Annotated in this window: 11 protein-coding genes; 2 read left to right on the plus strand and 9 right to left on the minus strand. The window is 68.9% G+C overall.

Annotated features, from left to right (window positions below; all coding sequences use genetic code 11):
* Window positions 1–132: 132 nt before the first annotated feature.
* The gene (locus tag ACFP2V_RS14765; RefSeq protein WP_381211235.1) at window positions 133–2,193 is read right to left on the minus strand and encodes a serine/threonine-protein kinase; all 2,061 of its coding nucleotides are present in this window, start codon (window positions 2,191–2,193) and stop codon (window positions 133–135) included.
* Between the two features lie 427 nt (window positions 2,194–2,620).
* Window positions 2,621–4,327 carry a glycerol-3-phosphate dehydrogenase/oxidase gene (locus ACFP2V_RS14770; protein WP_381211238.1) on the minus strand — a complete coding sequence of 569 codons (1,707 nt, stop codon included), beginning with the start codon at window positions 4,325–4,327 and terminating at the stop codon, window positions 2,621–2,623.
* Window positions 4,328–4,598: 271 nt separating this feature from the next.
* Here ACFP2V_RS14770 and ACFP2V_RS14775 point away from each other — a divergent pair, with 271 nt between their 5' ends.
* Window positions 4,599–5,807, plus strand: coding sequence for a nucleotide sugar dehydrogenase (locus tag ACFP2V_RS14775; RefSeq protein WP_381211241.1), 1,209 nt, complete (start codon window positions 4,599–4,601; stop codon window positions 5,805–5,807).
* 203 nt (window positions 5,808–6,010) lie between these two features.
* On the opposite strand, the gene ACFP2V_RS14780 is transcribed toward ACFP2V_RS14775, so the two are convergent.
* Window positions 6,011–6,895: a recombinase family protein gene (locus ACFP2V_RS14780; RefSeq protein ID WP_381211243.1), complete on the minus strand. Its 885-nt coding sequence runs from the start codon at window positions 6,893–6,895 to the stop codon at window positions 6,011–6,013.
* A gap of 235 nt (window positions 6,896–7,130) precedes the next feature.
* Here ACFP2V_RS14780 and ACFP2V_RS14785 point away from each other — a divergent pair, with 235 nt between their 5' ends.
* A complete protein-coding gene (locus ACFP2V_RS14785) occupies window positions 7,131–8,363 on the plus strand; it encodes a PP2C family protein-serine/threonine phosphatase (protein ID WP_381211246.1) in 1,233 nt (410 codons plus the stop codon).
* A gap of 39 nt (window positions 8,364–8,402) precedes the next feature.
* Here the strand turns inward: ACFP2V_RS14785 and ACFP2V_RS14790 are convergent, their stop codons facing one another.
* Genes ACFP2V_RS14790 through ACFP2V_RS14815 form a run of 6 tightly spaced genes read right to left on the minus strand, consistent with a single transcriptional unit; the run spans window position 8,403 to window position 13,434 of the window.
* Window positions 8,403–8,729, minus strand: coding sequence for a Tn3 family transposase (locus ACFP2V_RS14790; protein ID WP_381211248.1), 327 nt, complete (start codon window positions 8,727–8,729; stop codon window positions 8,403–8,405).
* Window positions 8,730–8,732: 3 nt separating this feature from the next.
* Window positions 8,733–9,227, minus strand: a complete 495-nt coding sequence (locus tag ACFP2V_RS14795) for a hypothetical protein (protein ID WP_381211251.1) — start codon at window positions 9,225–9,227, stop codon at window positions 8,733–8,735.
* A 47-nt stretch (window positions 9,228–9,274) separates the two neighbouring features.
* A complete protein-coding gene (locus ACFP2V_RS14800; protein WP_381211254.1) occupies window positions 9,275–9,736 on the minus strand; it encodes a hypothetical protein in 462 nt (153 codons plus the stop codon).
* Window positions 9,723–10,175, minus strand: coding sequence for a hypothetical protein (locus ACFP2V_RS14805; protein ID WP_381211257.1), 453 nt, complete (start codon window positions 10,173–10,175; stop codon window positions 9,723–9,725). Before ACFP2V_RS14805 ends, ACFP2V_RS14800 begins: the two co-directional genes overlap by 14 nt.
* A 32-nt stretch (window positions 10,176–10,207) precedes the next feature.
* Window positions 10,208–12,226 carry a tyrosine-type recombinase/integrase gene (locus ACFP2V_RS14810; protein WP_381211260.1) on the minus strand — a complete coding sequence of 673 codons (2,019 nt, stop codon included), beginning with the start codon at window positions 12,224–12,226 and terminating at the stop codon, window positions 10,208–10,210.
* A complete protein-coding gene (locus ACFP2V_RS14815; RefSeq protein WP_381211263.1) occupies window positions 12,223–13,434 on the minus strand; it encodes a tyrosine-type recombinase/integrase in 1,212 nt (403 codons plus the stop codon). The genes ACFP2V_RS14810 and ACFP2V_RS14815 overlap by 4 nt, the downstream gene beginning before the upstream one ends.
* Window positions 13,435–13,552: the final 118 nt, after the last annotated feature.

Genomic DNA, 13,552 nt, shown 5'->3' on the forward strand with positions numbered 1-13,552 from the left:
TCGGTCAGGTCCGCTCGCCCAGCGGCCTGTTCCGGCTGCGTACGGTCCGCGAACACTCACGATACGTGCCGGAGGCAACCCGGAGAGAGGGGATGCCACATCTCACTTCCCCCATCAGGCGGCCGCTCATGCTCAGGACTTGGGTTCAAAGGACCGCGTCAGCGCCTGCCAGGTCTCCTCGCGCTGCTCACCGTCCCAGTTGTCGGCCTTCGCCGTGTACATCAGCGCGTACCCGACCCGGCCGTCCACGACGAACCCCCGGTCGATGGTCCGGTACTTCGCACCGCCGTCCACGTAGGTGAACTCCCAGTCGGCGGTGTTCCACCCCCGGTAGTCCACCGCTTCTATTCGGACCCTCTTGTACTGCGAACGCACCATGCCGCGTTCCTGGTTCTCCCAGTCGGCCACCGGGTCGCCCTTCGGCGTGGACGTCCAGGCGACGAGCAGCTTCTGCCCGTCGGGCCCGGTGAACCGGTCACCGGCACCGTCCGTCGACTGGTACGTCCAGCCCTCGGGCAGCCCGATCGTGTATCCCTGGTTCCCGGTGTGCGTCTTCGCCACCGAGGTGTCCCCGGTCCCCCCGGCCGGGTCGTCCGACTCGCTGTCGCCCGACCCTGTGTCGTCGTCGCTGTCGCCGGAGCCCGCACCCGTGCCCGTGTCCTCCGGTTCGGCTGCCTCACCGTCGGCCCGGGTGCCGTCGTCCTCACCGGCCTCGGAGCCATCGGCCTTCTTGGTGTCGGCGCTGGGCGCCTGCCCGGAGGCAGTCCGCTCCGCGCCGCCCTTCGCCCCCGCGCCGCCCTCGTCGTCATCGCCGCCGAGCGTCAGGGCGAGCACGGTACCGAGCACGGCGAGCACCACGACCACCGCGACGACGACCAAGGTCCGCCGCGGCACCACATCGGTGAGTGACGCCTTCGGTGCGGGCCGCGCCGGCAGGTCCGGCGGCGTCATCACGGGCCACCCCGAATCCCGGGCGCCCGACGCCGAGTTCGACACCGGCCCGGAAGCCGGGCCAGGCATCGAACCGGACCCATGGGCCGCAGCCGGGCCACCCGGCCGCACCCCGCTCCCGGCCCCGGTGCCAGCCCGAGCCGTCGTCGCCGGGGCGGCCTGGCCGGCCGTCGAACCGGCGGCACCGCTGCCGGACTTGGCGCGCGTCGCAGCCACGGAACCGACCGCCCCCGCCGTCACCGCGGCCTTCCGCACGGAACGCATCGCGCCGCGCAGCTTCTCCCCGGCCTCCTCGCCGCCCCGCCTGCCCTTGCCACGCCCCCCGGGCTGCTCGGGCAGCGGCACGACCTTCGTCGCGTCCGCCGGTTCCGACTGGGCACCCTTGGTCTCGGGCGCGTTGATCACCGCGTTCAGCATGGCCCGCGAGCCTGCGTCGTCGAGCCGCTGGGCCGGGTCCTTGGCGAGCAGCCCGTAGATGACGTCCCTGAGCGGTCCCGCGTTCCTGGGCTCCTCGAGCGGCTCGGTCATCACCGCCGTGAGCGTCGCGATCGCGGACCCCTTGTCGTACGGCGGCGTGCCCTCCACCGCCGCGTAGAGCAGCCCGCCGAGCGACCACAGGTCGGCCGCCGGCCCCGGCTTGTGCCCGCGGGCCCGCTCCGGGGAGATGTACGAGGGGGCACCGACCAGCATGCCGGTCGACGTGATGGACGGATCGCCCTCGACCTGGGCGATACCGAAGTCGGTGAGCACGACCCGGCCGTCCTCGGCGATGAGCACGTTCGACGGCTTCACATCACGGTGCAGGATGCCCTCGCGGTGCGCGGAACGCAGCACGTCGAGCACCGCGAGCCCGACCTCGGCGGCACGCCGGGGCTCCAGCAGACCGTCCTCCCGGATGGCCTCGGCGAGCGACTTGCCCTCGACGAGTTCCATCACGATCCAGGGCCGGTCGTCCTCCTGGACCACGTCGAAGACCGTCACGGCATTGTTGTTACGGATCCGCGCGATCGCCTTGGCCTCGCGCAGCGTCCGTGTGATCAGCCGCCGCTTCTCCTCCTCGTCGATGCTCGACGGGAACCGAAGCTCCTTGACGGCGACGGTCCGCCCCAGGGTTTCGTCCTCGGCGCGCCACACCGTCCCCATGCCGCCGCGGCCGAGCACATCTCCCAGCCGGTACCGCCCGGCGAGCAGACGTGCGCTCTCGTCCTGACGGGTTGTCCCCGCCCGCTCCGGCTCCGACATGCGTCCCCTCATGCAACCCGCCCTGACAGAGCCTTCATTGTCCCTCACCCGACAAGTGCTCAACGCCCAGGGTGCCCTTGGCCGTACCCCGCGCCCGGCGCGCCCTGAACCCGGGTGAAGGACGTGCTCCGCGTGCCCGCATGATGTCCTTTCGGCAAGAGGGGAACCGGATGCCACCGCTCAGGACACTCTTGACCGCCGCTGGGTCCACGGCCTCACTCTCCCCGGCGCCGCCGGTCTCCTCGGCTCTGTCGGCCCCTCCCTCGAACGCATTCCTCCCGCTGCTGGTCACACAGGGTGGAGCCCCGGCGGCGGCCCTGCCGGCCGTGGAGGAACCCGGCCCGCGCCGTGCCCTCGCCGACGAGGGCACGACCCGGATTCCCTCTGCCCCGATGTGCCGACGGCACCGCCCTGCAGCGGCACCGCCCTACGACGGAACGATGTCCGGAGCCCCCAGTCGGGCCGCGTCCGCCGTCAGGTCGTCCGGCTGCCGCTGCGACTCCCGTTCGGCCTCCACCCGCTTCTCGTAGTGCTGCACCTCGCGCTCGATCCGGTCCTTGTCCCAGCCCAGCACCGGCGCCATCAACTCGGCGGCCTCCCGGGCGCTGCGCGTTCCCCGGTCGAACGTCTCGATCGAGATGCGGGTGCGCCGGGTCAGCACGTCGTCCAGATGCCGCGCCCCCTCGTGCGAGGCGGCATAGGTGATCTCGGCGCGCAGGTAGTCGTCGGCCGCCTGCAGCGGTTCGCCCAGCGAGGAGTCGCCGGCGACGAGTTCCAGGACCTCTTCGGCCAGTGACCCGTACCGGTTCAGCAGGTGCTCGACCCGGACCACGTGCAGTCCGGTGCGTGCGGCTATCCGCGCCCGTGCGTTCCACAGCGCCCGGTACCCCTCGGCTCCGACCAGCGGTGTGTCCTCGGTGACGCAGGCGGCGACCCGTACGTCGAGCCCGTGCACGGCCTCGTCCACCGCGTCCTTTGCCATCACCCGGTACGTCGTGTATTTGCCGCCCGCGACCACCACAAGTCCGGGTACGGGATGGGCCACGGTGTGCTCCCGTGACAACTTGCTGGTGGCATCGGACTCACCGGCGAGCAGCGGCCGGAGGCCGGCGTACACGCCCTGGACGTCATCCCTCGTGAGCGGTACCGCGAGCACCGAGTTCACGTGTTCCAGCAGGTAGTCGATGTCCGCGCTGGACGCGGCCGGGTGTGCCTTGTCGAGGTCCCAGCCGGTGTCCGTGGTCCCGACGATCCAGTGCCGGCCCCACGGGATGACGAACAGGACGGACTTCTCCGTGCGCAGGATGAGCCCGGTGGTGGAGTGGATGCGGTCCTTGGGGACGACCAGGTGGATGCCCTTGGAGGCCCGTACGTGGAACTGGCCCCGCTCGCCCACCATCGCCTGGGTGTCGTCGGTCCACACACCGGTGGCGTTGACGATCTGTTTGGCGCGGACTTCGTACTCCCCGCCGCCCTCGACGTCCTGTACCCGGGCACCGACGACCCGTTCACCCTCGCGCAGGAATCCGGTCACCCGCGCACGGTTGGCGACCCTCGCGCCGTACGCCGCCGCGGTGCGCACCAGGGTCGCCACGAACCTGGCGTCGTCCATCTGGGCGTCGTAGTACTGCAACGCCCCGACCAGGGCGTCCTTCTTCAGACACGGTGCCACGCGCAACGCGTGACGGCGGCTCAGGTGCCGGTGCACGGGCAGCCCCCGCCCGTGTCCGGGGGCCATCGACATGGCGTCGTAGAGCCCGACGCCCGCCCCGGCGTACAGCCGCTCCCAGCCCTTGTGCTGCAGCGGGTAGAGGAACGGCACCGGTTTCACCAGGTGCGGGGCGAGCTTCTCCAGCAGCAGCCCGCGTTCCTTCAACGCCTCCCGCACGAGGGCGAAGTCGAGCATCTCCAGGTAGCGCAGGCCGCCGTGGATCAGTTTGCTGGATCGGCTGGACGTGCCCGACGCCCAGTCACGCGCCTCGACCAGCCCTGTGTACAGGCCGCGTGTCGCGGCGTCCAGCGCGGTGCCCGCACCGACCACGCCGCCGCCCACCACCAGCACGTCCAGTTCACGCTCCGCCATGGATGCGAGTGACTCGGCTCGCTCCGCCGGTCCCAGTGTCGCTGTCCTCACCGCTGCCTCCCGCTCATCGGTCGCATCGGCCGCACCCGTCGGGCGAAGCCCGGCCCCCCTCCCTCATGCCCAGATTCTTGCCGGGATGCCCAAATCCAGCCACCACACGCCCCAACCTGTGGACAACTCTCGCCTCGACTCGGCGAAACTCGGCCGACCAATACAACAAATCGGTCATATTTACTCCTAGTCTGACATTGCGCTCGCCTGTTCTGTCCACAGGGCTTGCGCGCCTGTCCCGCTTCGGTTATTGGGAAGGACGGCCCACGCCATGCCCGCAGATCTCGCCGTCATCGGACTCGGCCCGTACGGCCTGCCCCTGGCCCAGGCCGCCGTCGCCGCCGGCATCTCCACCATCGGCTACCGGACCGGCCCGGAGACCGCTTTCCTCAGCCCCGCCGAGCTGCGCCGCATGGTCGCACAGGGGTTCCGCGCGATCACCGGCCCCGCCGAGCTCGGCCGGGTACGTACCGCGGTCATCTGCGCGCCGGTCCCGCGCGGTGCGGAAGGCGGGCTGGATCTCGGCCAGGTGGAAGCCGCAGCCCACACCCTGGCCGCACGGCTGCGCCCGCACACCACGGTGATCCTCGAGTCCCCGGTACCCCCCGGAACGACCGAGGAACTCCTCCGCCCCCTGCTCGAATCCGGATCCGGCCTCCGCGCGGGCCGTGACTTCCACCTCGCCTACTCCCCCAGCCGCGTCGACCCCGGCAACCGCGACTTCACCCCCGCCAACACTCCGAAGGTCATCGGCGGGCTCACCCCGGCCTGCACCGAGTCGGCCGCCACGTTCTACGGGAGGCTCAGCGACAAGGTCGTCCGCGCGCGCGGCCCACGGGAAGCGGAGACCGTGCAGTTGCTGGAGACCAATTTCCGGCACGTCAACACCGCCCTCGTCAACGAGATGGCCGTGCTCTGCCACGACCTGGGCGTCGACCTGTGGGACGTCATCCGCTGCGCGGAGACCAAGCCCTTCGGCTTCCACTCCTTCCGCCCCGGCCCCGGCGTCGGCGGCCACGCCGTCGCCCAGGACCTGACCGCCCACACGGGCCGCACCCTGCGCATGGCGGAACTCGCCCAGCAGGTCAACGGCCGGATGCCCCACTACGTCGTGCAGCGTGCCGCCGCACTCCTCAACGAGCACGGCAAGTCGGCCCGCGGCGCACGCGTGCTGCTCCTCGGAGTCACCTACAAGGCCGACCTCGCCGACCAGCAGGGCAGCCCCGCGCGGGAGATCGCGATGCGGCTGATGGAACTGGGTGCCTCCGTCAGTTACCACGACCCGCACGTCCCGTCCTGGAGCGTGCTCGACCGCCCCCTCCCCCGCGCGGACTCCCTGTACGAGGCCGCCGCCGACGCCGACCTGACGATCCTGCTCCAGCAGCACCGCACGTACGACCTCCAGGGCCTGTCCGTGAAGGCCCAGCTGCTGCTGGACACGCGCGGGGCCACACCGACGGGGGCGGCGCACCGGTTGTGAAAGGGGGCGCTCCCGGCTCACCGTGCTCCAGGGGCTGGTGGTGGGAGGGGGCCCGCGCGGACACCTTGGACGACAGGCGGAGCCCGCCGCAGAGGCTACTGCGGCGGGCTCCAGGATGGTTCACGGAGTGTCCACCCCTACTTGGGGTGTGACCCAGATACGCGTCAAAGGGGCAATGGGATGATCTTGAAGCCCTTCGGGGGTCAGGCCGGTCCGTCGCCAGCGTCGTCCTCGGCGAGGATGCGGTAGACGGTGGCGACCGAGGGGCGCTGTCCCTTGTTCTTGCCCGAGGTGATGACGAGCTTGCTCGCGATCTGCGGAACGGGGACGCCGTTGGCGCGCAGAGTGCGGGCGTAGGCAGCCATGTCGTCGTCGACGACTTTGGGGCGTCCGCCGTGTCGGCCGCGCTCGCGGGCGGATGCCTGTCCTTCGAGGGACTTCTCGCGGATGTACTCGCGCTCGGACTCGGCCATGCCGGCGAAGAACGCGAACAGGGCGGCGCCGTGCCCGGACGGGTCGTACACCCCCTGGAGGGGGCCGGTGAGGAGTTCGAGCTGGATGTCGTGGTGGCGCAGGTCCTCGGCGATGGTCAGCAGCTCGGCGGCGCCGCGGCCCAGGCGCTTCATCTCGTGCACGGTGAAGATCACCCGCTGGTGCGGGACGGCCTTCTTGATGGTGCGGGCGAAGTCCATCGCCTTGACGAACTCCGGCCGGACCTTGACCCGGGTGCTGATCTTCTCCGAGAAGACCGGGGCACAGCCCGCCTCTTCCAGGGCATCGAGCTGGCTCTGGAGCTCCTGCTGGGCGGTACTGCAACGGGCGTAGCCCACCCTCGTGGGCTTCGTCGCGGCCTCCGGCACGGCGGCGTCGATGGCCGGGCCCAGCTCCCAGGGGCGGCCGGGGCCGCGGTCGGCGGGGGTGCGGATTTCGAGCTCGGCGCGGAGCTGGGGGACGAGCGTGAAGCGCGGGGTGTGGTACTTCGGGGCGACCTTGCCGCCGCGGGTGCGGCAGGTGCTTCCGGCGGGCACTTCACAGGTGGGGCAGTCGAACTGTTCGACGGCGGCGGCCGGTTCGGCGGGCTCTGGCATGTCGCAGAACCTATCGCGCGGGGCATTATGCGAAAGCTGTTTTGCGAGAGGTTGTGAGAACGAAGATCAGGGGCAAACCGGACACGGTCCGGTGAAGGTCCGTGGTCTCTCAGAACTACTCATTTCTGCGAACGCACAACGTGACCACCTTCACTTACTGTGACTGATCACAAATTGACGCTCACCGTTGTGGTTCCCAGGCTGGTATGAGGGGCCGGCGAAAGGGGCCGTAGTCGTGAGTGGTGGGCAGAGTGAACTTCCCCGGCTGCTGACGGCAGCGGAGACGGCCTCGCCGGTGGAGGCCGTCGACGTGGTCGCCGAGGACCTGCGGCGGCGTCTCGAGGCCACGAAGGTCTCTTTCCTCATCGTGGACCTGACAGGGAAGGCCGTGGCGCGGCTGTCCACCACTGATGCCGCGGAGGGTGGTCGGGAAGCGGAGCGGATCCCCATGCTCGGCAGTGTCTACGAGCAGGTGATCCGTACCCAGCGGCTGTACCAGGAGGAGACCGGCCGGGGACAGCGGGTGATCGTGCCGGTCACCAACCGGGGGGATGCCATCGGGCTGCTGGAACTGCTCCTTCCGGCCGCCCCCGGCGAGGACGTCCTCGATGCGGTCGGGGAAGCCGCCCATCTCCTGGCCTATATCGTGATCGCCAATGGGCGCTTCACCGACCTCTACATCTGGGGCAAACGCTCCAGGCCCCCCACTTTGGCAGCAGAAATCCAGTACCAGTTGCTGCCCCCGTCACTGTCGTGCGAGGCAGCACAGTTCACCCTGTGCGGGAGCCTGGAGCCCTCCGAGAACCTCAGCGGCGACACCTTCGACTACACCCTGGACCGCGACACCCTGCACTTGTCGGTGACCGACTCCATGGGTCACGACATCGACGCCGCGCTGGCCGCCACGATCCTGGTGGGCGCCCTGCGCGGCGCTCGCCGTGCAGGAGCAGGCCTGGCCGACCAGGCCCACCGGGCCGACCTGGCCCTGGCCGACCACGGTCACGGTCACGCCACCGGGCAGCTGCTGCGCATCGGTCTGAACACCGGGCAGGCCCAGTTCGTCAACGCCGGCCACCCCTGGCCACTGCGCATGCGTGAGGGGACTGCGGAGGTGATCACCTGCGAAGTGGACCATCCCTTCGGGCTGTCCGTGTTCGCGCCCCACCCCTACCGGGTTCAGGACATCGATCTGCACCCCGGTGACCGTCTGCTCATGCTGACCGACGGCATGCTCGAACGTCATGGGGAGAAGGTCGACCTGCCCGCTCTGCTGGAGCGCACCCGGGACCTGCACCCGCGGGAGGCCGCGCTGATGCTGACGTCCGCGGTACGGGACGCCGCCGGCGGCCGGCTCGAGGACGATGCCACCGTGATGTGCCTGGACTGGCACGGTCCCCAGGAGACCCAGCGGCACGCCAGCTCCGGCGCGGACACTCAGCGAGCCTCAGCCGGCCGCACGAAGCAGTAGCTGTGACCAGGGCGCTTTCCTGGACGGTGGATTTTCGGTTCAGGCGGCTGGTGAGTAGCTCTCGCTCGTCGGGGCATCGCCTCTGAGCACCGTGAAGTCGACGTCCAGGCGCGGGTCATACGCCTCGGGCTGGATGCCGAGCTCGTGGGTGGAGTACTCGCCGAACCGGTTGATGTGTTCGGTCAGGTACGGCGAGATCTGGGCCAGGTCCTCCGGCTCGATCTCCCAACCCTCCTCCAGCAGCTGCCGCACGATCTCCGCGATGTCCAGGGCGTTGTGGAAGATGACCGCTTCTCTGAACTGTCGGCTGGTTCCCGCCGAATGAGCTGTCGAGCTCAGCCATGCCGGTAGGCACGGGCCTGACAACCCTCAGTGCATCTTCCCGATCTTCAATGCTCGCGCCCGCTCTCCGGTGTTGTCTGGGCGGATTCGCTTGGCCAGGCAGTGCCGGTGGGAGATGAGGGTGTGGCTTCCTGGACCGTCGTTGCTCCGCGAGTCCAGGACGAGGGCGTCTCCACCTGGGCTCAACGTGATCCGTTCACCACAGAAGTCGCAGCTCCAGGTCAGCGACTCAAGGTCGGCAGGTCGGATGCTGAGTCGCACTGATACCGGCGGATGCCAGCGGTGGATTTGCTCGATCACTGCATCTATCTGCGAACCGATGGGTGGAAAGAGCGCGAGTAGTTCGTCATGGCTGCTCGTGGTCCGGGAGAACTGCTGGATCATGTCGATAGAGGCCGACAGACCGGCGTTCTCGTAACCGACGATCTCAACGATCACACCCCATGGGTGATGGCTGAGGACCGTGGCCTGAACCTTCTGGCCAGGCATGAGCGCCAGACTCTCCGTCTCGAACCTTTCCATGAACCGCTTCCCCATCCTTTAGCCCAGCAGGCCGCGCCTGGTAGCGCTCATGCGCGCTTGTCGTCGACGTCGGAGCCGATAACCGCGCTCAGGGCCCGCAAGGCGTCATCGTATTGGTGACGGTCGAACTGGAACGGACCAAATGCCACATAGTCGCGGGTCTTGCGGTGCGGTTGCTCGAAGGCGCCCCAGGTCACGAGGTCGGTTGTCGCGGTGATGCGGGCCATGAGAGGCCAACATCCCCACTCACCGCATTCACAACCGAGAACGGGTGTCTTCGGCCCCATGGCGTTGGTGGACCGTCCGAGGAAGTGGTTCTGCATCGGGCCGAACCGGAAGAACTCCGGGATCAGACCGCCGTAGGCGTCCCCTGCGGGCTGCATCCCGGCCGCGATCTCGAACCCGTCGATCAGCTCGGTGAGTGGTGCTCCGTCGATGCGTGGGACGATCACGAGCGGGCCGCCGTCGCCCCGATGCTGGCAGTCGAACCGGATCTCATTGCTGGTCATCCAGGGATTGTCTCAGCAAAGCCGTTCCCTCCTCCCGGATAGGTTGAGCTGCGGCTATGCCTGGCATGCCGAGGTTGATCGCCGTGCCGCCGGAAGCTCGTCGGTCCATTTGAGCAAGCTTGTCTTCGGCGCCAGCCAGGCTGACCTGGAGCCCCTCCACCTCGCCGAGCCAACCTTCGCGTTCGGCCTCGGCGACGCGGGCCAGGAGGTTGTCTCGGATCTCAACGAGCCGGTCACGCTGAGCGGGGTCGGGCCAGAGCATCGGACAGCGGACGCAGGCATGCTCATGGATGCAGGGGGTGCCGAACGCGCGGCCGCATGCACCGATGGAGACCTTGCGCCGCTCGAAGTGGCCGAGGAACTCCTGCCATTCCTCGTCAGTGGGGACGCGGTATTCCTCGCTTGGGCGGAGCGAACGGCGGCGGGCCAGGAAGGCCATGTGCGCCTGGATCGCCTCCTCGGGGTAGACGGCTAACCAAGAGTCACGTTGATGTCCTGGTGGCCTGCGATCACCTGGGCAATGTGCGGTGGCAGCCCGTTGAGAATGGCGTCGGTGATGAACAGCCGTCGGAAGTCGTGTGGTGTGTAGCGGAGTGGGGCGCCGGTGGCGTCAGTCAGGCCGGTGTCGATGAGGGCCTGGTCCAGCATGGTGCGGACGGTTTCGTCGGTGAACGCGCGGTCCTCGCCGCAGATGCGCCGTTGGAACAGCAGCAGGGCCGGCTCCTGCCATTCGCATTCGCCGCGGTCATAGGAGCGGACCAGGGGAACGGCACCGGTGGTATTGCGGACTCGGCAGATGATCGCGCTGAGGACGTCGGCGAGCTCGGGGCTGACCAGCAGCAACCGCTCGGTGTCCGTCTTGGACGGAACGATCTGCAGGAGGGGGACGAGTTCACCGGTCGTGGGCAGCCGGTATTGGACCAGGCTGTGGTGGCTGAGTTCCAGCAGTTCTTCGATGCGGATGCCGGTGGCCCGCAGGACCTCGACTACGGCCCAGGTCCAGAAGGCGCGCTCGTCCTCGAGTCCCAGATCGCGGCGTTTTCCGGTGTGTGGGTCCTCGGCCCAGATCCGGCCGGCCGTTCCGTGCGGAACCACGGCACGTACGAGTTGCTGACCGGCAGCGGTGAACACCTCGCCGGGGCCGGCATGCCGGGCTGCTTCCAGTACGGCGGCGGCGTCTCTGCGGCGCTGGTCGACCGAGCGGACGAGGATGGGCAGGACCGGCAGGCGCTCGCGGGTGCGGGCGTCCATTCTGGCCTTGCGTCGTCGTTGTACTTTGCGGTTCTCCAACTCGTCAGCCCTCACCGGGCTCGGTGCCACCCACGGGCCCCAGCGGCCGGGGTCTTCCAGGGCCCACTGGGCGATATCGAGGTAGAAGGCCCGCACCTGGGTGAGCGTGTCCCGGTGGTTGAGCCTCTCGACCTTGGTGTTTGTGCGGCGGCCGTCGGGGGTGGTGACGGTCTTGTCCTTAGTGCGGATTCTCTGCTTCCACTGCCCGATGACGTCCGGGGCGAGGCGGAGGCTGTCGGCGTCGGGGTGGTGGTGCTCGATGTCCTGCCAGAAGCGTTTGCCCAGGTGGTAGGAGAGGGACTTCAAGCTGTTGTAGTCCAGCGCGGGCTGACGTTCACGGAGATAGTCCACCAGCAGGTCACGGACAGCACGGCAGCGCAGGCCGTAGCGGTCGATCAGTTCCTCCGGGGTCCGTTGTCCCAGGTAGCGGACCTCGCGCAGATTCTGTGGGGCATCCTCTCCGAGGGCTCCGAACTGGTGCAGCAGGCGGTAGAACACTTCGGTCCCCGCCATCGCCCGCTTGAGCACCACGGCTTGTGTCGCAAGAAGCTCCAGGACGTCGCCGACGGTGATGTCGGCGATCGTGCCGCCCTTCGCCGCGAGGATGAGGGCACTGCGGCAGAGCGTCGCAGTGACGGCGCCCGGCCGCACGCCCTGGTCTTGAGCGCCAAGCTCGCGCAAGCGCTCAAATCCGTCTGGGTCTCGACTGTGTGCCATGGCGCGGACCAGCACTCCTTGGCGGCTGGCCCCGGCGGCCAGCCAGTCCACCGAAGGCCGCAGCAGCTCAGCACTGATCACCGTCGTCAGGGCCCGGCCCACCACCGGCATGCGCCAGGCTGCCTTGAGACCGCGCTCGTGAAGCCATTGCTTGATCACCGGCCGCCAAGCGGCGCCGGCCTGCTCGATGCCGCTGGCCTTCCATCGTTCCTGCCAGGTTTGCCCGGGCTGGTCTTCCAGCCAGTCCAGCACCATGACGATGCCGTGTTTATGGTGCAGTTCGCTGCCCGCGTTCTCCAGAGTGAAGGGCGGACGGGACAGCAACCGGGCCGCCTCGGCGCGCGAGCGCTCGGTGCTCGGCCAGTTGTCGGAAACACTGCGGGCCGGGAAGCGCTGCCGGGCAGCCATCACGCGAGTGAGATGAGGCTCCAGGCCAGCGGCTGGCGTGCGGATGCCGATGCTCGCCGACGAGGTGACGGTCACCGAGCACCGGTTCCGAACAGCACATCGAGACTTTCCGGCCGGTAGTCGGCGGCTGGAGGCGGAGCCATGCGGGCGGCTGCCTGCCGTGTCTGCTCGGCGTGGTGGGCCAGCAGGCGCCGGATCACCACCTCCTTGCGAGGCGTGAGGTAGAGCTGTGTCGTGGTCAACTGCGCGTGTCCGAGGACGAATTGGACATCGGTGAGGGGAAGATTCGGGTCCTCGGCCATACGGTAGGCAGCGGTGTGCCGCAGCGCGTGCAGAGTCGCGGACGTCCCCGCCTTGGCGTTCGCCCGCTCGAACATGCGATGAACCGCGTGGTAGGTCAGCGGCCTCGACGGGGATCTCAGGGTCCACCACAGCGGCAAGAGCCGCCCACGCGGGATCGCATCGTCCATCCCCACCTGGTAGAGCCGCAGCCAGACGAACGCGTCGGTCGAGGCGGGAAGCTCCTGAACCTCGCCGGTGCCCTTGCGGACAACCGAGATCAGCTGACGGCCCGGGTCGGCGCCAGCCTGCCAAGTGCTGAGCAGTTCGCTGGCACGGGCACCAGTGGAGATGTAGAAGGCGACCATGGCCCGGTCACGATGCGACGGGAGCCGAGCGAAAATCTCGTTGAACTTCTCGTCGGGGACACTGCGGGGCACCCGCTTGGGCACTCTCGGCCGGTAGAGCCCGGTGCGTTCGTTACGGGTCAGGTCCATCGGGTTGCGGTGGGCGTGGACCCGCCGGCCGCGACGTGATCGGTCCAGCGGGAATGGGTTGAGGACAGGTCCGGTGCCGATGTCGCGGTGGAAGTCGTAGAAGCTCCGCAGCACCGTCTCGCTGTGCGCTCGCACCGACGCCGCGTACGGCTTGCCACCTGCGGCCCACCGTCCCGCCTGGTCCGGGCGCCGCCAGTGAGGACGCCGCGGCTGCCCGGCGACTTGCAGCCAGCGGGAGAAGTCCCTCGCCTCGATCCGTCTCGCTCGGTCCCACGGCACCTCGACAGCCCACAGGAAACGCAGCCAGCGCAGCAGATCCATCCCGTAGGAACGGGCGGTCGCCGCCGAACGACCGGCTCCCTGCAGATCACGCAGGAAGGCACCAGCTCCCTCGACCGGCTCCCCGGCCGAGTCGACGAGCCGGTAGGGCTCCCACGGATCCTCCATAGCCACCAGTTGCCCGACCAGCGGGACGGACAGAGCCGCCAGGTCTCGCGATACTTCCATGGCCGACTCAACGATGTCTCCGCCACAAGGTCACTGACCTGCGAAAACTCCGCCAGTAGTTCAGTCAACAGATCGTTCGTGAGCAGAGCATTGAATTTCATCGCCTTCTCCTGCTCAA

Origin of the sequence: Streptomyces incanus, from assembly GCF_042656345.1 — a bacterium.
GTDB classification, from domain to species: Bacteria; Actinomycetota; Actinomycetes; order Streptomycetales; family Streptomycetaceae; genus Streptomyces; species Streptomyces incanus.

Bases quoted from the DNA above. Each gene is read 5' to 3' on its own strand.
- ACFP2V_RS14795 (WP_381211251.1), bottom strand. From the start codon at position 9,227: ATGGAAAGGTTCGAGACGGAGAGTCTGGCGCTCATGCCTGGCCAGAAG.
- ACFP2V_RS14765 (WP_381211235.1), bottom strand. From the start codon at position 2,193: ATGTCGGAGCCGGAGCGGGCGGGGACAACCCGTCAGGACGAGAGCGCA.
- ACFP2V_RS14815 (WP_381211263.1), bottom strand. From the start codon at position 13,434: ATGGAAGTATCGCGAGACCTGGCGGCTCTGTCCGTCCCGCTGGTCGGG.
- ACFP2V_RS14780 (WP_381211243.1), bottom strand. From the start codon at position 6,895: ATGCCAGAGCCCGCCGAACCGGCCGCCGCCGTCGAACAGTTCGACTGC.
- ACFP2V_RS14800 (WP_381211254.1), bottom strand. From the start codon at position 9,736: ATGACCAGCAATGAGATCCGGTTCGACTGCCAGCATCGGGGCGACGGC.
- ACFP2V_RS14775 (WP_381211241.1), top strand. From the start codon at position 4,599: ATGCCCGCAGATCTCGCCGTCATCGGACTCGGCCCGTACGGCCTGCCC.
- ACFP2V_RS14805 (WP_381211257.1), bottom strand. From the start codon at position 10,175: ATGGCCTTCCTGGCCCGCCGCCGTTCGCTCCGCCCAAGCGAGGAATAC.